Source organism: Streptomyces sp. NBC_00247 (genome assembly GCF_036188265.1).
Taxonomy (GTDB): Bacteria; Actinomycetota; Actinomycetes; order Streptomycetales; family Streptomycetaceae; genus Streptomyces.
This window is the reverse complement of record NZ_CP108093.1, coordinates 619,791-639,630: the sequence shown is the minus strand read 5'-3', so window position 1 is coordinate 639,630 and position 19,840 is coordinate 619,791. Positions and strand designations below refer to the sequence as shown.

At 72.9% G+C, this 19,840-nt stretch carries 13 protein-coding genes and 1 pseudogene; 4 read left to right on the top strand and 10 right to left on the bottom strand.

The features are described 5' to 3' along the window. Window positions 1-13 precede the first annotated feature (13 nt). Window positions 14-2,152, top strand: coding sequence for a UvrD-helicase domain-containing protein (locus tag OHT52_RS02510; protein ID WP_328718449.1), 2,139 nt, complete (start codon window positions 14-16; stop codon window positions 2,150-2,152). Between the two features lie 191 nt (window positions 2,153-2,343). On the opposite strand, the gene OHT52_RS02505 is transcribed toward OHT52_RS02510, so the two are convergent. Both OHT52_RS02505 and OHT52_RS02500 read right to left on the bottom strand, forming a co-directional pair. Then, the gene (locus OHT52_RS02505; protein ID WP_328718448.1) at window positions 2,344-3,396 is read right to left on the bottom strand and encodes a YncE family protein; all 1,053 of its coding nucleotides are present in this window, start codon (window positions 3,394-3,396) and stop codon (window positions 2,344-2,346) included. Between the two features lie 255 nt (window positions 3,397-3,651). Then, window positions 3,652-5,508: a hypothetical protein gene (locus OHT52_RS02500; protein WP_328718447.1), complete on the bottom strand. Its 1,857-nt coding sequence runs from the start codon at window positions 5,506-5,508 to the stop codon at window positions 3,652-3,654. Between the two features lie 211 nt (window positions 5,509-5,719). Here OHT52_RS02500 and fes point away from each other — a divergent pair, with 211 nt between their 5' ends. Next, the gene (fes, locus tag OHT52_RS02495) at window positions 5,720-6,982 is read left to right on the top strand and encodes an enterochelin esterase (RefSeq protein ID WP_328718446.1); all 1,263 of its coding nucleotides are present in this window, start codon (window positions 5,720-5,722) and stop codon (window positions 6,980-6,982) included. A 136-nt stretch (window positions 6,983-7,118) separates the two neighbouring features. Here the strand turns inward: fes and OHT52_RS02490 are convergent, their stop codons facing one another. The 8 genes and pseudogenes from OHT52_RS02490 to OHT52_RS02455 all read right to left on the bottom strand — a co-directional run bounded on the left by OHT52_RS02490 (window position 7,119) and on the right by OHT52_RS02455 (window position 17,482). After that, the gene (locus tag OHT52_RS02490; protein WP_328718445.1) at window positions 7,119-7,829 is read right to left on the bottom strand and encodes a 4'-phosphopantetheinyl transferase family protein; all 711 of its coding nucleotides are present in this window, start codon (window positions 7,827-7,829) and stop codon (window positions 7,119-7,121) included. Window positions 7,830-7,872: 43 nt separating this feature from the next. Next, on the bottom strand, window positions 7,873-11,820 hold the full coding sequence (locus OHT52_RS02485) for an amino acid adenylation domain-containing protein (protein ID WP_328718444.1): 3,948 nt from the start codon (window positions 11,818-11,820) through the stop codon (window positions 7,873-7,875). Next, window positions 11,817-12,044 (bottom strand): phosphopantetheine-binding protein, encoded by a 228-nt coding sequence (locus tag OHT52_RS02480; protein ID WP_328718443.1) that lies wholly within the window; start codon window positions 12,042-12,044, stop codon window positions 11,817-11,819. The genes OHT52_RS02485 and OHT52_RS02480 overlap by 4 nt, the downstream gene beginning before the upstream one ends. 4 nt (window positions 12,045-12,048) lie before the next feature. After that, window positions 12,049-12,681 carry an isochorismatase family protein gene (locus tag OHT52_RS02475; protein WP_328723589.1) on the bottom strand — a complete coding sequence of 211 codons (633 nt, stop codon included), beginning with the start codon at window positions 12,679-12,681 and terminating at the stop codon, window positions 12,049-12,051. Between the two features lie 24 nt (window positions 12,682-12,705). Continuing rightward, window positions 12,706-14,352 (bottom strand): annotated as a pseudogene (locus OHT52_RS02470) ((2,3-dihydroxybenzoyl)adenylate synthase); the annotation flags it as partial. Then, window positions 14,349-15,566: an isochorismate synthase gene (locus tag OHT52_RS02465; RefSeq protein ID WP_328718442.1), complete on the bottom strand. Its 1,218-nt coding sequence runs from the start codon at window positions 15,564-15,566 to the stop codon at window positions 14,349-14,351. The pseudogene OHT52_RS02470 and the gene OHT52_RS02465, both read right to left, overlap by 4 nt. Before the next feature lie 135 nt (window positions 15,567-15,701). Then, entirely contained in the window at window positions 15,702-16,502 is an 801-nt protein-coding gene (locus OHT52_RS02460) for a 2,3-dihydro-2,3-dihydroxybenzoate dehydrogenase (protein WP_328718441.1), read from the bottom strand. Further along, the gene (locus OHT52_RS02455; RefSeq protein WP_328718440.1) at window positions 16,499-17,482 is read right to left on the bottom strand and encodes an ABC transporter substrate-binding protein; all 984 of its coding nucleotides are present in this window, start codon (window positions 17,480-17,482) and stop codon (window positions 16,499-16,501) included. Before OHT52_RS02455 ends, OHT52_RS02460 begins: the two co-directional genes overlap by 4 nt. Window positions 17,483-17,776: 294 nt before the next feature. On the opposite strand from OHT52_RS02455, the gene OHT52_RS02450 reads away from it, so the two are divergent. After that, the gene (locus tag OHT52_RS02450) at window positions 17,777-18,766 is read left to right on the top strand and encodes a FecCD family ABC transporter permease (protein ID WP_328718439.1); all 990 of its coding nucleotides are present in this window, start codon (window positions 17,777-17,779) and stop codon (window positions 18,764-18,766) included. Then, complete coding sequence (locus OHT52_RS02445) at window positions 18,763-19,839, top strand: FecCD family ABC transporter permease (RefSeq protein ID WP_328718438.1); 1,077 nt, start codon at window positions 18,763-18,765, stop codon at window positions 19,837-19,839. Before OHT52_RS02450 ends, OHT52_RS02445 begins: the two co-directional genes overlap by 4 nt. Window position 19,840 lies beyond the last annotated feature (1 nt).

Below are 19,840 nucleotides of genomic sequence, written 5' to 3'. Positions count from 1 at the left end.
GAGAGTACGTCCCATGCCCCACCTCGCGTTCGACGTCGGTTTCTGCGCCCAGCTCGGCAAACTACAGAGCGGTGTCAAACAGGGGGTGTTCGACGCCTGGGAGAAGTTCGAGCGCCTCACCCTGGAACAGTTGTTCAGGGACCCGGGGCTGAAGCTGGAGAGCCTGAAGCGCGCCCGCGACCCGCACATCCGGACCATCCGGATCGACCAGGGGACCCGGGGCGTCGTCCTCGCGCCCGACAAGGGCGACACCTACGTGCTGCTGCGCGTGATGCCGCACGACAAGGCCATCGACTGGGCCGTCCAGCAGAAGGCCAGCATCAACACCGTGACCCGGGCGGTCGAGATCCGCGACATCGCGATGCTCGACGAGCTGACCCCCGCCTACGAGCGCATCGCGCCCGCCCCCGACCAGCGGCTGTTCGCCAAGGTGTCCGACGGGGACCTGACGGCGCTCGGCATCGACGAGGCCACCCTGCGCCAGGCCCGTGCCCTCACCACCCTCGAACAACTGGAGGTCTTCGCACCGTACTTCCCCCAGGACCAGCGCGAAGTCCTCGAATACCTCGCCGCGGGCTTCACCGTCGAAGAGGTGTGGCGCGACGTGGTGTCCCTCAGCTTCTCCACCGCACCGTCGGACACCGCGCCCGTGGACACCGCGGACTTCGCGACCGCCATCCGTCGCACCACCACCCGGATCGCCCTGGTCACCGCGTCCGAGGAACTCCGCGACATCCTCGACAAGCCGTTCACCGCCTGGCGGGTCTTCCTCCACCCCTCCCAGCACAAGGTCGCCTACCGGGCCAGCTTCTCGGGACCGGCGCAGGTGACCGGAGGACCGGGCACCGGCAAGACCGTCGTCGCGCTCCACCGCGTACGCCACCTCCTGGGGTTCCTGCGCGACGGCGAGCGCATCCTGCTCACCACGTACACCAACGCCCTCGTCGACGCGCTGCGCAGCGGGCTCGCCACCCTGGTGGAGGACGCGCACCAGCGTGACCGGGTGGACGTCACCACCGTGGACGCGCTGGCCAGCCGGATCGTCGCCACCTCACGCCGGCCCCTGATGGGCGGCGAGGAACAGGAACGCTGGGAGAGGGCCGCGAGCGAGACGGGCTTCACCGGCACCGTCCCATTCCTCGCGCAGGAGTACAAGCACGTCGTCCTCGCGCAGAACCTGTGCACCCAGGAGGAGTACGAAGCCGCCGAGCGGCCGGGCCGGGGGAGCAGGCTCCCCGTCGCCCAGCGCGCGATCGTCTGGCGCACCGTCCAGGCGTTCTCCGAGGGGCTCGCCGCCGACGGACTCCGCACCTACCTGGGCACGTGCGGGGAAGCGGCCGGCATCCTGGAGACGCGAGTCCCCCCGTACCGGCACATCGTCGTGGACGAGGCGCAGGACCTGCACCCGGCACAGTGGCGGCTGCTGCGCGCCGCCGCCCCGAGGCGCCCCGACGACCTGTTCATCGCCGGCGACCCCCATCAGCGGATCTACGACTCGAAGGTGTCGCTGAAGGCGCTCGGCATCAAGGTCGCCGGCCGCTCGACGAAGATGCGGAAGAACTACCGCAGCACCCACGAGATCCTCAGCTGGTCCACCGCGCTGCTGGTCGGCCGCCCCTTCGCGCAACTGGAGGACGACGACCGCAACGAGACGCTCCTGGGGTACCGCTCCGCCCTCCACGGCAGCGGCCCCGCCCTCCACGGGGCCGCTTCGGAGGACGACGAACTGGACGCACTCGTGGCGCGGATCGCCGCCTGGACCGAGGCCGGGGTGAGCCCCGCCGACATCGGCGTCAGCGCTCGATTCAACAAGACCTGCGCCAAGGCGATCGACCGCCTGACGGCCGCGGGCATCCCCGCCGTGCGGCTGCGGTCGGCGGGCTCCGATGACACGCCCGCCGTCCGCGTCGGAACCATGCACTCCTTCAAGGGGCTGGAGTTCCGGTGCGTGGCCGTCATCGGCGTGCACGAGGGGGCTCTGCCCTACCCGGGCGCCGTGACACCGGCCGATGCGGACGCCCTCCAGCACGAGGCGGATCTGACGGCGGAACGCTGCCTGCTCTTCGTGGCCTGCACCAGGGCCCGCGACGGCCTCCACGTGTCCTGGACCGGTGCGCCGAGCCCGTTCCTGGTCGAAGCGGGCGCGGTCTGACGGTCCGAGGCCTGGTGGTCCGAGGCCTGACGGCTGAGGGCCGGCCGTCCGAGGCCGCCTGATGGTTCGACGGTCCGAGGACAGGATGGCCGGCGACGGCCGACGACCCGCGCCCTCCGTGGGAGCGGGAGGAGGCGGGCCGTCGGGCGTGCGGTCCCGGCCGGGCGTGCGGCCGGTGCGGGACCCGGGTGTCAGTGACCCAGGACGATGCGGTGGATCAGGTCCTTGCCGTCCGTGCCCGAGCCGGACTTGTCCACGACGTACGCGACACCGTCCGCGATCGTGACGTGGTTCGGGTTGGCGCCCGTGGCGAGGGTCTCGACGACGGCGCCCTTCTTCGGATCGACGACGGTCACGTTGGCGTCCGTACGGTTGACGACCACCACGCGGCCCGACTTCTTGTCGGTGGCGACGGCCAGCGGACCGTTGCCGGTGGCGACGGTCGACGTGACGGCGCCCTTCTTCAGGTCGATGACCGAGAGGGTGCCGGCGGTCTGGTTCGCGGTGTACGCGGTCTTGCCGTTGGCGGACAGGGCGACCGAGATCGCGCCGTCACCGGCGGGGATGAAGCGCGGCGCCTTGTGCGGGGCGACCTCGATGACCCGGTCGTTGTTCAGGTCGGCGGTGTAGACCGTGCCGGTCTTCTCGTTCAGCGTGAGGCCGGTCGGGCTGGAGCCCTCGATGGTGACCCGGCCCTTCTCCTTGAGGGTCTTGGAGTCGAAGGCGACCAGGCTCGCGCCGGCGAAGCTGCTCGCCCAGACCGTGTCGTGCTTCTCGTCCACGACGATGTCACGGCCGTGCGCGACGTCGGTCAGCGTGGCGAGGTGCGCGCCGGTCTTCTGGCTGTAGACCGAGACGGTGTTGTTGCGGGTGTTGGTCGTCCAGACGGTGTTGTGCTCGTCGTCCACCGCGACACCGTAGACCGCCTCGACCGCGCCGGTCGCCGCGTCGGTGACCGGCGGCACGATGGTCTTCTCGACCTTCAGGGTGCGCGGGTCCACCTTCAGCAGGCTGGAGTTGGTGACCGGCGGGCGGCCCACGGCGGTGGTCGCCCACAGCACGTGGTTCCGCTCGGAGTACGAGGACTGGTAGAGGCCCGTCGCCAGCGAGGCGGACGTGATGGTGGAGGCGGATCCGCCCTTGTGTCCCGTGGCGCTGGCGGTCGCCGTGCCGGCCAGGGCCAGCGAACCGCCCACGGCGAGGACGATGGCGGTGCTGATGGAGCGGCGGGTTACAGACGTCATGCTGCGTCAATCTCCTTGACTGGTGCGCCTCTTGTGACGAGGCGTTGATCACTAGGTTAGCTTAGCCTTACCTAAGTTTCGCGAGTTGTGGAGTGGCTTGGGTCACAGTGCGCGGGATGGGTGAAACTTCGGGGCGTCACGTGCGTCGCGGGGCGCCGTGCGCGAGAAGGCGCACAACGCCCCGCGTTGGATGGGGAGTCGCTCACATCGGGTGGCGGGACCGCCCCACGGGGGTGAGTTCGTGGTGACGATGCGTCAGGCGGAGCCGCCCTGTACCGGTGTCGGTGCCTGCGGCTGCTCAGCCTGCTGCGGCTTGCGGCGGCGCAGGAGGAACGTCGTGGCTCCGGCCGCTCCGACGGCACCTCCGACGGCCGCCGCTCCGGCCGCCCAAGCGATCGTCGCGTACGAGACGTCGGTACCGACGCTCTGGACCGAGGCGGCGTTGACGGCCCCGTCGGTGGTGGTCGCCGCCGCGTCCGAGGACGTGGACGAGGGGGCCGCCGCGGCGTCGGCGGCGACCACGGTGAAGTCGACCTTGAGCGTCGTGGAGGGGTTCGGGGCGAGGAAGCGCAGCCAGTGCGCACCGGGCGTCACCTCGGCCGGGATCTCCACGTCTCCCTCGAAGGACCCTTCGGCGTCGATGTCCCACTGCCCGAGGATGCCGTCGTCGTCGAGCTTGATGGTGACCACCTGCGAGGCAGGGAACTTGGTGACCTTGAAGTGGAGCTTCCCGCCGGGCTGGACCTCGCTGGCGGTGATCTCCGCCTTCGCTCCGCTCGCGTTGGCGGCGCTGGCGGGCGCGCCCGTGGCGGCGGGGATCACCGCGGCCGAGCCGTCCGCGGCGGTGGAGCCGGTGCCCGCCGTCGTTCCGGTGCCGCCCGTGCCACCGGTCGTGGCCGAGGCGTCCGCACCGGAGGTGACGGTGAAGTCGGCCTTCAGGCTGGTGGAGGGGTTCGGGGCGAGGAAGCGCAGCCAGTGCGCGCCCTTGGTCGCGGTCGCGGGGACGGTGACCGATCCCGAGAACGAGCCGTCCGCCGCGATGCCGCCCGACCACTGGCCGATGATCTCGCTGTCGTCGAACTTCACGGTGATCTGCTGGCCGGCGGGGAAGCCCGTCAGGCGGAAGGACACCTTGCCGCCCGCGGCGACGCTCGAACCCGCGGTGATGGTGGCAGAGGTGGCGGAGGACGAGCCGGTGCCCCCGGTGGACGAGCCGCCCGTGCTGCCGCCTCCCGTGCTCGTACCGCCGTCGGAGCCGCCGCCGGTCGAGCTGCCGCCGGTGGAACCGCCGGTCGAGCTGCCGCCGGTCGAGCCGCCGGTGGAACCGCCTCCCGTGGTGCCGCCGCTGCTCGAACCGCCGGTGGAGGACGAAGAGGTGACGGTGAAGTCGGCCTTCAGGCTGGTGGAGGGCTCCGGGGCGAGGACGCGCAGCCAGTGCGCGCCGGCGCCGGTCGAGGCCGGTACGGTCACGGTGCCGGAGAACGTGCCGTCCGCCTTCACGGCGGCGGTCCACTGCTTGAGGATCGTCTGGTCGTCGAGCTTGACCGTGATGTTCTGGCCCTGGACGAAACCGGACAGGGCGAAGGACACGGTGCCGCCCGCGGCGACCTTGGTGGTGGCGAGCTGGAACTTGGGAACGGCCGGTTCGGGCGTGGTGGTGGCCGCGGTGACGGTGAGTCCGGCGCTCTTGACGCTGGTTCCGGTGGCGAGGAAGCGGAGCCAGTGGTCGGTGCCGGGGGTGGTGTCGGCGGGGACGGTGACGGTGCCGGTGACGCTGCCGTCGGAGCCGCTGGTGAACTGGGCGAGCAGTGTGGCGTCGTCGAGCTTGACGCTGACCTTGCTGTCGGCCGGGAAGCCCGTCGCGGTGAACGACACGTCTCCGCCCGGCTTCACCGAGGTCGCCCCCAGGACGACGGCGGGGGCCGACGCCTCGTCAGCGGCCGATGCCACGGTCCCGGTCGCCGAGGAATCGTCACTGGCCGCCGCGAGTGGCATCGACAGCACACCGAGGCCCAGCGTCGCCCCGGCGGTGAGCGCGGCCACCTTCGCGACCCGGCCGCGGGGACCGCGCAGCGGCGATATGGAGGAACGGAAAGGTCTGTCTGCGCTCATGGCGTGCTCCTGGCGGGCAAGAAAAAGTGCATGGGAGAGAGGCGGCGTCCACGGGCCGGTTCGGCAGGATGTCGCCACGATTTGTTAGGTTAGCCTAACCAACCCGGTGGAGAGGGTGGGTGCCCTGGAGGTGCGGGCGAGGCCCGTGTGTCGACCGGGGGGGGGAGGTAAGGTAAACCTTACTTGTCGTCGTTCTTCGGAGTCCGCCCGCATGTTCGCGTCCGCACCGCCCGAAGGGGCTCCTCTCCGTCCGCCCAGGACGGCACGTCCCGACGCGGTTCCGTTCCTGGCGGCGCCCGCCGTCGATCTGCCGGAACCGGACGAGGTCGAGGAGTTCTGGGATCGGGTGCGCGAGCGGGGGACGCCGCTGGTCGCCCCCGACCCCCAGGGCAGTCCCGACCACGCGGCCGTCACCTTCCTGTGGCGCGGCACGGCATCGACCCGGGCGGTCCAGGTCATGCCCAACAAGCTCGGCGACCCGCGCGCCCCCGAGGGCAACCTGATGGAGCGTCTTCCCGGCACCGATCTCTGGCACCGGACGTTCCGGCTGCGCCACGACTGGCGCGGTACCTACGACTTCCACGTGGACGAGGGCGAGGGTCCCGAGGCCGGCGGGCCCGGCTACTGGCAGTGGCTGCGGACGCGGCGTCGCTCCGATCCGTTCAACTCCCGTCTTCTGCCACGTCGCTGGGGCGGTGAGCCGGTGTCCTGGGCGGAGATCGGGGAGTCCCGGGCGCCCTCGGACTGGGAGCCCCGGTCCGGCGTGCCCCGGGGCACGGTGACCGAGTGCGGCGTCCCCAGCGAGCACCTCGGGGAGGAGCGCCGGGTCTGGCTGTACGAACCTGCGGCCGCTGCCGGCGGCGGCAGCCACGACGAACTCCCCGTGCTGGTGCTTCTGGACGGGGAGCACTGGCAACCGCTGGGGCTCGCGAACCTCCTCGACAACCTCGTCGCGGACGGCCGTGTCCCGCCGATGGTGGCCATCCTCGTCGACTCCGCCGATTCCACCTCACGTTGGCGGGACCTCGCCTGCCGTCCCGCCCATGCGAGCTTCCTCACCGACGAGTTGCTCCCGTGGGCCGCGCGACTCCTGCCGCTCACCAAAGACCCCGCGCGTACCGTGATCGCCGGGCAGAGCCTGGGCGGTCTGTCGGCGACCTACACCGCACTGACGGCCCCGCACCGATTCGGCAACGCCCTGGTCCAGTCCGCCTCCTACTGGTGGCCGGACGGGCCGGAACCGGAGTGGCTCACCGGCCGCATCGCCGCCGCCTCGCCCCGCCCGGTGCGGTTCCGGCTCTCCTTCGGTGAGCAGGAATGGGTGGCGCTGCCCGCCGCACGGCGACTGCGGGACGTCCTCGAAGAGGCCGGATACGACTACCACTACCGCGAGTTCAACGGCGGCCACGACTACCTGTGGTGGCGTGCGGAGATGGCGGACGGACTGACCGCGCTCCTGGGACCCGGGGCATGAACCGACGGGCTCCGGCGCAGGGGACGGCCGCTGCGCCAGGCGCCCGAGCCGGCGTCCCGGGCCCGTCGTCCGGACCTGTGGGAGGGGGCGGTACGCGCGCCCCCGGGCCGGGTGCGCGCCCCCGGGGCCGTACCCCCTACTCCGCCGCCACCGCGTACGCCCCGGCGAAGCCGGCCGGTACCTCGGCGTCGACGACGGTCCAGCCGACGGGCTGCGCCCCCGGGGACGGTCCCGTCCCCAGGTAGGCGCCGCCCAGCGCCTCACCGGCGAGCCCCTCCCCGGTGCCCTTGAGGTAGGCCTCCTTGCGGGTCCAGCACCGCGCGAACGCGGCCGGCCGTTCCGTCGCCGCCATACGCTCCAACTCCGCCCGCTCGGCCGGGTGCAGGGCCGTCGACACGTCCATGGCCGTCGCGACCGACGGCAGCCGCTCGACGTCCACGCCGACCGGCCGGGCGGCCAGCGCCACCAGAGCCAGGCCGTCGGTGTGCGACAACGAGAAGTGCACCCGTCCGCCCGCGGGACCCGCCACCGCCGGCCGGCCGTGGAGGGCGCCGCACCCCGGGCACGCCAGCCGGACCAGCGTCACCCGTGCGGGCGGGAGTGCCAGGACCCCGCCCAGCAGCACGCGCAACGCCGTGTGGGAGGCCAGGTACATCGCCCGGTCCTGCGGGCGCCGGAACGCCGCGGCCCGCTCCCGCTCCGACTCGTCGAGGACGACCGGTCCGGCGGGTTCCTCACCCCGGGGCCGCACCGACCAGAGCAGCGGGCCCCCGCCGTCCAGCGCGGACGGCCCCGGAGGCCGGTCTCCCGGCGTCCAGGGCCGTACCGCGGCCGTCGGATTCACCACCGGGCGGACGCGCGGGCGAAGGCGGACAGGTCGGTCGGGTCGGTCATCCGTCGAGCTCCTTCAGCCGGGCCGCGAGGACGGTCGCGACGGTGTCGAGGTTATCGCCCTGGAGCAACCGCGCGTGGGTGCAGTCGAGATCGTGGTTGACGATCTCGCCCGTCACATGGGCGCGCCAGGCATCCCGGGTGAGCCAGTCCTCCGCCCTGGGTGCGGCGGCCGTGAAGAACAGCACGTCGCCCCGGTAGGTGTCGTGCCGGTGTTCGCGCATCAGCCGCGCGTGGTGCGGCACGATGTCCACGATCCTCGACAGCGTGCGTTCGCTGAGCCCGGCGAGCGGGCTGCCCGCCCTGCGCAGGGTGGCGGTCACATCGTCACGGGTCTGCTCGTCCGTGCGCTCGAAACCCGCCATCCGCAGCACCGCCGTGAGCGCGTCACCCTCCTCGGGAGCCGGGCGGGCCCGCCACATCTCGGACGGGAACGCGTCGAGCAGCGCCAGGAGTTCGACCTCCTCGCCCGCCTCCTGGAGCAACACCGCCACGGTTTGCGCGAGGACCCCGCCCACCGACCAACCCACCAGCCGGTACGGCCCGTGGGGCTGGACGGTACGCAGCCGCCCGGCGTAGTCGACCGCCTGATCCCGCAGCGTCGCCGCCAAGGGCTCGTCGTCGGTCAGCCCGCGCACCTGGACGGCGTACAAGGGCTGTCCGGCGCCCAGCCGGGCCGAGAGGCCCGCGTAGCACCAGGCGATGCCTCCGGCCGGATGGAACGCGAAGACCGGGGGCCGGCCGCCGCCACCGCGCAGCGGCAGCAGGACGTCCAGCGCGTCGTCGGCGCCCGCGCCCGGACCCGCGAGGCGTGCCGCCAGGGCGGCCGGGGTCGGCGTCTCGAAGAGCGAGCCGATCGTCAGCTCCGTCGCGCACTCCTCCCGTACCCGGGCCACCAGCCGCATCGCCAGCAGCGAGGTGCCACCGAGGTCGAAGAACGCGTCGTCGGGTCCGGCCCCTTCGACGCCGAGCACGTCGGCGAAGAGCCGGGTCAGGCGCTCCTCCAAGGCCCCGGACGGGCGCCGCGCCCCCTTGCCGGCGGTGAACACCGGTGCGGGCAGAGCGCGTCGGTCCAGCTTGCCGGCCGGACTCAGCGGGAACGCCGCGAGGACGACCACCGCCGCCGGCACCATGTGGTCCGGCAGTACGCGCGCCAGCGCGGCCCGCACCTCGGCCGGGTCCGCCTGCCCCTGTACATAACCGACGAGGCGCTGTTCGCCTCCTTCGTCCTCGCGCACGAGGGCGCAGGCACCCTCGACACCGGGCCGTGCGGACAAGGCCGCCTCGATCTCGCCGAGTTCGATGCGCTGGCCGCGCAGCTTCACCTGGTGGTCGGTGCGGCCGAGGTACTCCACCTCGCCCCCGGCCGTCCACCGTGCCAGGTCACCGGTCCGGTACATGCGACTGCCCGCCGGGCCGAAGGGGTCGGCCACGAAACGGGTCGCCGTCAGCTCGGGACGGTCGAGATAACCGTCGGCCAACTGGCGCCCGGCGAGGAAGAGTTCACCCGGCACCCCGGGCGGGCAGAGCTGGAGCGCCGCGTCCAGCACGTACAGCCGGGTGTTCCACACCGGGCGCCCGATGGGCACCGGGCCGCTGCCCTCGGCCGCGCAGGTGTGGTGGGTGACGTCCACCGCGGCCTCGGTCGGCCCGTAGAGGTTGTGCAGCCCGGTGCCCGGCAACGTACGCGCGAAGAGGTTCGCGGTCTCGCGGGCCAGCGCCTCACCGCTGCAGAACACCCGGGTGAGTCCGGTGCACCGCGCCGCCTCCGGCTCAGCGAGGAAGACCTGGAGCATCGACGGTACGAAGTGCAGTGTGGTGACGGCCTGTTCGCGCACCAGGCGGGCCAGATAGGTCGGATCGCGGTGCCCGCCGGGCTCCGCGACGACCAGGGTCGCGCCCTCGCGCAGCGGCCAGAAGAACTCCCACACCGACACGTCGAACGAGGACGGCGTCTTCTGCAACACCCTTTCCCCGGCGGTCAGCCGGTAGGTGTCCTGCATCCACCGCAGCCGGCTGTCGATCGCCCCGTGCGAGACGACGACGCCCTTGGGGCGTCCGGTGGAGCCCGAGGTGTAGATGACGTACGCCGGATGGGAGGGGGTGAGTGGGCGGCACGGGTCGGTCGGCAGCTGCGCCGAGACGTCGAGCCCGTCCAGCACGACGAGCGGGGTCGCACCGTCGTCCGGCAGCCTGCCCGCCCTGTCGGTGACCGCGCAGACCGGCGCCGCGTCCCGGACCATGTCCAGCAGACGCCGCTCCGGGTAGTCGGGGTCGAGCGGCAGATAGGCCGCGCCCGTCTTCAGGATCGCCAGCAGCGTCACGATCAGCTCGACGGACCGGGGGACCGAGAGGGCCACCACCGTGTCCGGGCGGGCGCCGAGGGTCCGCAGGTGCCGGGCCAGCCGGTTCGCGCGGGCGTTGAGCTCCGCGTAGCTGAGCGACTCCTCGCCGTACACCAGGGCCGTCGCGGCCGGAGTCCTGCGGGTCTGTGCCTCGATCGGGCCGATCAGGTTCGTCGCCGGGAGTTCGCGCTCCGTCCGGTTGAACTCAGCGAGGATCAGCGACACTTCACCCGGCGCGGCGACGGTGTGCGCGGCGAGCGGCAGATGTGGGTCCGCCTCCGCCAGCCGGCCGACCAGGTGGGTGAACCGGTCCTGGTGGGCGGCGAGGCCGTCCTTGGTGTAGAGCGCGGGGTTGGCGTCGTAGTCGACGAGCAGCCCGCGGCCGTCGGCCCGGTCGTAGATGTTGACCGTGAGGTCCTCCACCTGCCCGGCCGAGAGGTTGCGGGCCCGCACCGGAGCGCCCGCGAAGCGCACGTCGTAGTCGAAGGGCATCACGTTCACCAGCGGACCGACCAGAGCACGGCTCTCGCCGAGCAGCCCGAGGTCGCGGCGGATGTCCTCGTAGCGGTAACGCTGATGGCGGCGTGCCGTTCGGATACCGAGGACGACCTGGCGCACCAGATGCGCGAAGTCCGCCTCGGGGGAGACCTCCAGGCGCAGCGGCAGGACGTTCATCACCATGCCCGGCACCCGCAGCGCCACCGAACCCATGCGGCCCATCATGGGCAGCCCGAGCACGACGTCGGAGCGCCCGGTGGCCCGGGAGGCGTAGAGCGCCTGGGCGGCGATCAGCACCTCCGGCCAGGTCGCCCGGAGCCGGGTCGCCAACTCTCGTACGCGCTGGGTCGTTTCCGGCTCCAGCGACACCGTGCGGCGCAGCGACGTCCGGGAGGGCAGTGCCCCGCGCCCCGCCAGCTGGGGTGCCTCGGGGCGGTCGGCGAACGCCGCGCTCCAGTGGGCCCGGTCGGCCGGGTGGGCCTCGGAGGCGCGGTACTCGGCGTCCTGCGCGACGAGTTCGGCCAGCGGCCGGAACGGCGTCGGTGCGGGAGCCTCTCCCGCGGCCAGCGCGCTGTACACCTCGGCGGTGCGGCGCACGAGCAGGGAGTAGCCGAAGCCGTCCATGGCGAGGTGGTGGATGCGCTGGTACCACAGCCACCGCTCCTCGCCGACGCGGAAGAGCGCGTGCCCGAACACCGGGCCCCGCGCCAGGTCGCAGGTGCGGGCGAGGTCCTCCCTCATCCACGCCCCGGCGGCCTCGTCCGGGTCCTTCTCCGCCCGCAGATCCGCCGTGTGCAGAGGCAGCCGGACTTCGGCACGGATGCGCTGCCGCGGCCCCCCGGGGGCGTCCTCCACCCGGACGCGCAGCGCGTCGGCCTCGGAGGCCACCCGCCGCAGCGCGCCGGCGAAGAGCTCCGGATCGACGGGGCCCTCGATCTCCACGCACTCCGCGGTGTTGAGCGCCGGACTCAGCGGGTCGAGGGCCTGGGCGTACCACATGCCCGACTGGGCTGCGGTCAACGGCAGTACGGTGTCCGGCACTTCGCTCTCCGTCCCCGCGGAGACGGTGCGCGGGGCGGCGAGGTCCGTCGCCGGGGCGCTCATGAGGCCACCAGCAGCGGCAGCCACGCCTCCACGGCGGGTTCTTCGGCGAGGTCCGCGAAGGCGGCCTCCACACCGTGTTCGCGGCGCCAGCGCTCCAGGAGCGCCATGATGCGTACCGAGTCCAGCCCGTAGTCCACGAGGTTCTCGTCGACCGGGATGTCCTCCGGGTCCTCACCGAGGGAGTCGGCGATGTCGGCGCGGATCAGCTCAAGGGTGAGGGACATCGGCTCAGACCTCCTGGAAGAGAGCGTCGGCGGTGGTCACCACGGCGCAACGGCCGGCCGCGTACCGCAGCGCCATGTCGTGGTCGTCCCGGGAGAAGTCGGCGACCGCGTCGGCGACCACGAACGCCTGGATGTCCCGCTGCCACGCGTCCGCCGCGCTCATCAGCACGCCGATGTGCGCGTACACCCCGACCACGATCAGCTGGTCACGCCCCTGCTCCCGCAGGAGCGCCTCCAGTTCGGTACGCACGAAGGCGGAGTACTTCCACTTGGTGATGACGCTCTCGCCCTCGACGGGCGCCGTCCGCTCCGGCCCGGACAGCGCCGCCGGGTCGTCCGCCACCCCGGGCCCCCAGAAGTCGAGTTGCAGACCGCGTTCCTCGGGAGTCTGGCCGCCGCGCTGCGCCGAGTGCACGACCGGCACGCCGAGCTCGCGGCACTTCTCCAGTACCCGGGCGGTGTTGTCCAGCATGCCGGTCAACGGCTGCTCGCCGGCCGGGAACGCCTTCAGGAAGTGGTTCTGCAGGTCGTGGACGAGCAGCACCGCACGGGACGGATCGGCCGTCCACGCCACCCGGTTGGCGGGCAGTTCCTCCGCCGTGGGCAGTGCGTACGGGGCGATGGCGGGCAGTGCCATGGGAACGGGCCTTTCCTCGTGGTGCCGAGCCGGTGCGGCGGACCGCTGGCTCTTCTTGCTGATCTTGCCGATCCCGGTGTGCGGGAACGCGTCGACGAACTCGACGAGATCGGGGACCTTGTACGCGGCGATGCCGCGCTCACGGACGAACCGCTTGATCTCGACGGACTTCAGCGGTCCGGCGCCCTCGCGGAGGATGACGTGGGCGAGGGAGCGTTCACCGAGATACGGGTCGGGGACGGCGACGACCGAGACGTCGTGGACGGCCGGGTGGGCCAGGATGATGTTCTCGACCTCTTCCGGGGCGATCTTCTCCCCGCCCCGGTTGATCTGGTCCTTCGCGCGGCCCTCGACCACGAGGTGGCCGGTCGGGGTGCGGCGCACGATGTCGCCGGTCCGGTAGAAGCCGTCCTCGGTGAAGGCCCGCGCGTTGTGGTCGGGGGCCCGCCAGTAGCCGCGGATCGTGTACGGCCCCCGGGTGAGCAGATGGCCGAACTCGCCTTCGGCGACGTCCTCGTCGGCATCGTCCACGACGCGGACCTCGTCGTCGGCGGAGATCGGGCGCCCCTGCGTGGAGACGATCGTCTCCACGTCGTCGTCCAGTCGCGTGTAGTTGACCAGACCCTCGGCCATGCCGAAGACCTGCATCAGACGACAGTCGAGCGCGGGCTCCAGCCGACGGGCGGCCTGCTCGCTGTACTTGGCGCCGCCGACCAGGACCAGCTCCAGGCTGGACAGGTCCTCCTTGGCCGCCGGAGCCGCGTCCGTCCACACCAGGGCGAGCGGGGGCACCATGCCGGTCATGGTGACCCGCTCCGACTCGATGAGCGGGAAGGCCGTCGCCGGGTCGGGGCGGGGGCTGAGCACGACGGTGCCGCCCGCGTACAGCACACCCAGCCAACCAGGCGAACTCATGGGGAAGTTGTGCGCGGCCGGCAGGACCACGAGGAATCTGGTGTCCTCGTCGACCCCGCAGATCTCGTTCGACCCCCACAGCGAGTAGAGGTAGTCGTCGTGGGTGCGGGGGATCAGCTTGGAGACGCCGGTGGTCCCGCCGGAGAGCTGGAGGAAGGCGAGTTCGTGCGAGCGAGGACCCTCGGCCGGTGCGGCGGGATCCATCGGTACGTCACAGAGCGCGGTGTGCTCGCCCGGATCGCCCACCACGAAGACCTCGCGCAGACTGGGCGTCAGTTTACCTACGTGGGTGGCGAGTTGGCGGTAGTCGTAACCCGCGTGCCGGTCCGGTATCACGTACGCGACGGCCTCGGTGAACGCGCAGAAGTGCTCGACCTCGGTCTCCCGGTGCGCCGGCAGGGCGTACACGGGCAGCGCCCCGATCCGGAAGAGCGCGAAGACGACCTCGATGAACTCGCCGATGTTCGGGAGCTGGAGGACGACCCGGTCGCCCTTGGTGATCCCCCGGGCGGCGAACCCGGCGGCCAGCCGGTCGGCGCTCTCGTCGAGTTCCCGGTACGTCCAGGTGCGGCGCGTCGGCGCCGGGTCGACCAGGGCCGTCTGGTCGGGATGCGCGGTGGCGCGTTCACGCAGGAAGTCGCCGAAGGTCTCACCGCGCCAGTACCCGGCTGCGCGGTAGCGCGCGGCGAACTCGGCGGGCCAGGTCGGCGCGTCCGGGCTTCCCGGGGTGAGCGGTTCGTGCTCGGTGGCCGTCACAGCTGGGCTCCCACGGCGTTCAGCAAGGTGCGGAACTTCGCGCCGGTCTCGGCGGTCTCCGACTCGGGCGAGGAGTCGGCCACGACGCCGGCCCCGGCGAACAGGCGGAGCGAGCGGCCCTCGGCCTCGGCGCAGCGGATGGTGACGACCCACTCGCCGTCGCCGTCCGCGTCCTGCCACCCGACGATGCCGGTGTAGGCACCCCGGTCGAAGGGCTCGGACTCGGCGATGACGGCGCGGGCGGCCGGGGTGGGTGTGCCGCACACGGCCGGTGTCGGATGCAGGGCGGCGGCGAGCCGCAGCGCGGTGGTGCCCGGGTCCACCAGATCGCCGGTCAGGGTGGTCGACAGGTGCCACATGGTGGCGGTCCGTACGAGGGTGGGGCGCTCGGGCACGTCGAGACGGGTGCAGAACGGGGCAAGGGCCTCGCGCACGGCGGCCACCACCACCGCGTGTTCGTGCAGGTCCTTGGAGGACTCCAGCAGCGCGGCGGCCCGCCGGACGTCCTCGGCCAGGTCCGTGCTGCGCGGCGCGGAACCGGCCAGCGGGTTGGCGACGAGCCGCCCCTCCTGCCGGGCCACCAGGAGTTCGGGGCTCGCCCCGATCAGGGTGCGGCCCGGTCCCGTGGGCACGGCGAAGGTGTAGCCGCCGGGGTCGCGGCGGGCGAGCCGGCTCAGCATCGCGGGCAGATCGGGCTCGTCGGGCGCGGTCAGCTCCAGGGTGCGGGCCAGCACCACCTTGGCGAACTCCCCGGCGCGCATGCGGCGTACGGCGGAGGCGACCGCCTCGGCGTACGCCGAGGCGGCCGGGACCTCGCGCATCTGCCAGGAGTCGCCGTCCTCGGCCGGGGGAGCGGGCAGGGCGACCAGCGGGTCCTGGCGCAGCGCGGGCGCCCACTCCACGGACTCCGGGACGACCAGCGTGGCGGGGGCGTCCGCGTCGAAGGGTATGGACCCGACGACGACGGGTGCGAGGTCCCCGGCCCGCCGCCGGGCGTGCAGGACGCCGCGTACGCGCTCCTCCACCGGGTCCGTACCGTGCGGCACTTCGGCGAGCACGCCGCGGCCCAACAGGGTGCGCGTCGGTGACGCCAGGAAGCGGTCGGTGCCGGGGCGGTAGGCGTCGAGCAGAGCCGTCGCCGCACCGGGGGTGACGGGGGCGGGGCCGGTGAGGCCGGGGGCGGCCGAGGGGGATTCGTGCACGGAGAGGGACATGGGTGTCTCCTGCGGTGGAGGGAGCCCGCCACGGTCGGCGGCAGGACGGTGAGAGCGGGGGGCGGCGCGGGGCCCGGGGCCGGGCGGTGTCCGGCGGATCGCGGCCGGGGTCACGGTCCGGTCCCCGGGAGAGCCTCAGCCCCGGAGGGTGGCGCCGCCGTCGACGTACAGGTCCTGCATGGTGATGTGGCGGGCCCGGTCGGAGAGCAGGAACGTGACGGCGTCGGCGATGTCTGCGGGGTCCGCGATGCGGCCCAGCGGTATGCCCGTCCGGTACGTGGCCAGGTCGCCCGCGACGACGCGGTCGGCGGCGGCGGCCATGCTCTCGGGGTCCCCGGGACCGAGGTCGGCCCACATGCCGCGCTGCATGTCGGTCATGGTCGAGCCGGGACAGACGCTGTTGCAGCGGACGCCGTGCGCGGCCATCTCCAGACCGAGGCACTTGGTGAACATCGCCGAGGCCGCCTTGGACGCGGCGTACGCGGCCATGCCGGCGCGCGGGACGCCCGCCGCGTTGGACGCGACGGTCACGATGCTGCCCCGGCCGCGCGCCGCCATGCGCCGGGCGGCGGAACGCGAGACGTGGAACACCCCGTCGACGTTGACGGCGAAGGTGGCGGCCCAGTGGGCGTCGCTGGTGTCGAGCACGTCGGCATTGCGCAGCACGCCGGCCACGTTGACCGCGAACTCCACCGGTCCGATGGCCTGTTCTACCTCCTCGACCGCCGCCTCCACGGCGTCGGCGTCGGTGACGTCGAGCGGACGGGCCACCACCCGCGGGCCGTACGTCCGCGCGAGGGCCTCGATGCCGTCCGGGGCGACGTCGGTGGCCACCACCCGGGCGCCACGCTCCACGAGCGCGGTGACGACGGCCTCGCCGATACCCCGGCCCGCGCCCGTGACGAGGGCGATCCGTCCGTCGAATTCGGCGCTCACTTGACCATGGCCTTCCGGAGGTCGGCCAGGACGTTCACGGCCGCCTCCGCGCCACCGAGGCTCGTCCACATCGAGCCGTCGATCTCGGTCACATGACCGGCCTTGACGACGCCGAGCTGCTGGTAGGCGGGGAGCTCGGAGAGGTGGTCGACCACGCCGGAACCCCCGGTCGAGGTCAGGGTCCCGATGAAGAGCCAGTCACCGTCGATCTCGGCGAGGTTCTCCTCGCTGATCGGCGTGGAGTGGCCCTCGCCCTTCTCGGCCTGGATGCCCGGCCGGGTGAAGCCCAGGTCGTTCAGCACGTCGCTGATGAACACGCCTTGCTGCATGACGGCGGAGCCCTGCGGAGAGTAACGGGCGACGGAGACCCTGGCACCGGCCTGCGACCCGAGGTCGGCCTTGAGGGCGGCGACCTTCGTGTCGTAGTCGGCGAGGAAGGCGTCGGCCTCGTTGGACTTGCCGAGCACCTCACCGGTGAGCGACAGGGACTTCTTCCAGTCCTTGTCATTCCCGATGGTGACCAGCGTGGGGGCTATCTTCCGCAGCTGCGCCAGCACCTGGGTGTCCGTCATCTGCCCGGCGAGGATCACGTCGGGCGCGGCCTGGACGACCTTCTCGATGTCCGGGCCGGTGACCGCGCCCACCACCGGGATGCCCTCGGCCTTCGCCGTGAGGTACGCCGGGGCGCCCTTCTGGCCGCGCCCCGCGGTGATGCCCACCGGCTTCACGCCGAGGGTGAGCGAGGAGTCGAGGTCCATCTCGCTCAGGACCACGACGCGGGAGGGATCGGCCGGGACCGTCACCTCGGTGCCGGCCGCGTCGGTGACGGTCGCGGCGCCCTTCGTGTCGCTGTCGCCGGACGCAGTACCCGAGTCCGAGGAGCCGCAGGCCGTCGCCGTGAGCGCCAGGACGCCGAGGACGGCGACCGCGGCGAGCGGACGGACGGTGCGGCGGGGAGTGGGGGACTGGTTCGGCGTCATGGCCGGAAACCTCCGTAGGAAGGGTGGAGCGGACTGGTGCTGAGGCCCGGTCATGCCCGGACGGGCGACATGCGGGCATGGCGAACCCCGGCCGGATCGGCCGTGGGGGGCCACCGACCCGGGCAACGCCACTTAGGTTAGGCTAACCATATGTTCATCGCGCAAGAGGGCTCTCCCGGAAGGGCGGAAACCCGGATGTCCCGGTTTTCTCGTCCAGCCCGAACATCCAGGTCTTCCCGTGAAGACCGGGCCGCGGCGGGCAGCGGGGACCGGCATCCGGCCCGCTGGGCCGTCGTGGGCCTCGTCGCCCTGCTCTGCCTGGCCCTCGCCTCCCTGCTGACGGGCACGGGCTCCACCCCGCCCGGCCGGGCCTGGGACTACCTCTGGGGCGACCCGTCCGCCCGCGCCGACGCCCAACTGCGCCTCGCCGTCATGGACGTACGCCTCCCGCGCACCCTTGCCGCGATCCTGGTGGGCCTCTGCCTCGGCACCGCCGGCTGCCTCCTCCAGGCCGCCACCCGCAACCCCCTCGCGGAGACCGGGCTGCTCGGCGTCAACTCCGGCGCCGCGTTCGCCGTCGTCCTCGGACTCACCTTCTTCCACGCCGACTCCCCCGGCGCCCTGCTGGTGTGGGCGCTGCTCGGCGGCATGGCGGCGAGCGCGGTCGTCCTCCTGCTCGCCGCGTCCGGGCGGGCCGCGGGCTCCCCGCTGCGCCTGGTGCTCGCCGGTGCCGCGCTCAGCGCCACCTTCCACGGCCTCACCTCGTACGTCCTGCTGGGTACCCAGTCCACCTTCGACACCTACCGCTACTGGACCATCGGATCGCTCGCCGGCGTCGAGTCCGGTCAACTCGTGCCCCTGGTGCCGCTGGTGGCGATCGGTCTGCTCACCGCCGGCTGCTGCGTCCGGCCGCTCGCCGCCCTCGGCCTCGGCGACGACGGGGCCCGCTCGCTCGGCCACCACCCCGGGCGCATCCGCCTCGTGGTGGCCGTCGCCGTGTCGCTGCTCGCCGGCTGCGCCGTCGCCGTGGCGGGACCCATCGCCTTTCTCGGGCTGCTCGCGCCCTACGCCGCTCGCGCCCTGGCCGGCGCGTCCATGGGTGCGCAACTCGTGCTCTCCGCGCTGATCGCCGCCGACGTCATGATCCTCGCCGACATCCTCGCCCGGGTCGTCATCCGCCCTTGGGAGACCCCGGTCAGTGTGCTCCTGGCCTTCGTCGGTGGACCCCTGCTCATCTGGATCGCGCGCTCGTCCAGGCTCTCCACCGCGGGGGCAGCCGCATGACCGACCGCACCGGGGCGGCATCCGCCCCCGACCTCACGCCACCCGACAGCACCGTGCTGCGCACCGGCGCCCTCTCCTGGCTCTTCCCGCGCCGCAGCGCCCTCGTGGCGGCGCTGCTCGTGCCCGTACTCGCGCTGCTCGTGGCGCTCTCCGTGCTGGCCAGCTCGTCCGGCATGAGCCCGGCGCGGACCCTCTCCGGCCTGCTGGGCGCCTCAGACGCGGGCACGGTGATGATCGTCCGCGAATTCCGGCTGCCCCGTGTCTTCGTCGGCATCATGGTCGGTGCCGCGCTCGGGATCTCCGGCTGCCTCACCCAGACCCTGGCCGGAAACCGGCTCGCCACCCCGGACCTGGTGGGCGTCAACGAGGGAGCCACCGCGGCGGTCGTCGCCGCGGCCGCCGGAACGTCCACCGGCATGGTCGGCATGTGGTGGCTCGGCCCGGTCGGCGCCGTCGCCGCCGCGGCGCTCGTCGTCCTGTGCGCGGGCGGAGCGGGGAGCGCCGGCTACCGCGTCCTGGTCACCGGCATCGGCGTCTCCACCTTCGTCGGGGCGGTCAGCGACCTCGTGATGTCCCGCGAGAACGACAACTCGGCCGGAGGAGTCTTCCTCTGGGCGGTCGGCAGCCTCAACGGCCGTGACTGGGAAGCCGGTACGCCCCTCCTCATCGCCCTCTGCTTCCTCGTCCCGCTCGCTCTCGCCGCCGGGCACCGCCTGCAACTCCTGCGGTTCGACGACGACATGGCCGCCACGCTCGGTGTCGACCTGCGCCGGGTGCGCGCCGCCGCGCTCGCCCTGGCCGTACTGCTCGCGGGTGTCGCCGTCGGCGTCGGCGGACCGGTCGCCTTCATCGCGCTGGGCGCACCGATCCTCGCGCAGCGACTGGCCGGACCCACCCGGGTACCCGTCCTCGGCGCGGGCCTGGCCGGAGCCGCCCTCGTCACCGCCGCCGACGCGCTCGCCCGCGTCGCCGCCCCCGTCGAACTCCCCGTCGGCGTCGTCACCAGCGTCCTCGGCGGGCCCTTCCTGCTCTGGGTCCTCTTCCGTTCGGACCGCACCGAAGAAAAGGCGTGAA

Excerpts from the sequence above, each read along its gene's own strand:
- OHT52_RS02510 (WP_328718449.1), top strand. The coding sequence starts at position 14 with ATGCCCCACCTCGCGTTCGACGTCGGTTTCTGCGCCCAGCTCGGCAAA.
- OHT52_RS02505 (WP_328718448.1), bottom strand. The coding sequence starts at position 3,396 with ATGACGTCTGTAACCCGCCGCTCCATCAGCACCGCCATCGTCCTCGCC.
- OHT52_RS02500 (WP_328718447.1), bottom strand. The coding sequence starts at position 5,508 with ATGAGCGCAGACAGACCTTTCCGTTCCTCCATATCGCCGCTGCGCGGT.
- fes (WP_328718446.1), top strand. The coding sequence starts at position 5,720 with ATGTTCGCGTCCGCACCGCCCGAAGGGGCTCCTCTCCGTCCGCCCAGG.
- OHT52_RS02485 (WP_328718444.1), bottom strand. The coding sequence starts at position 11,820 with ATGAGCGCCCCGGCGACGGACCTCGCCGCCCCGCGCACCGTCTCCGCG.
- OHT52_RS02480 (WP_328718443.1), bottom strand. The coding sequence starts at position 12,044 with ATGTCCCTCACCCTTGAGCTGATCCGCGCCGACATCGCCGACTCCCTC.
- OHT52_RS02475 (WP_328723589.1), bottom strand. The coding sequence starts at position 12,681 with ATGGCACTGCCCGCCATCGCCCCGTACGCACTGCCCACGGCGGAGGAA.
- OHT52_RS02465 (WP_328718442.1), bottom strand. The coding sequence starts at position 15,566 with ATGTCCCTCTCCGTGCACGAATCCCCCTCGGCCGCCCCCGGCCTCACC.
- OHT52_RS02455 (WP_328718440.1), bottom strand. The coding sequence starts at position 17,482 with ATGACGCCGAACCAGTCCCCCACTCCCCGCCGCACCGTCCGTCCGCTC.
- OHT52_RS02445 (WP_328718438.1), top strand. The coding sequence starts at position 18,763 with ATGACCGACCGCACCGGGGCGGCATCCGCCCCCGACCTCACGCCACCC.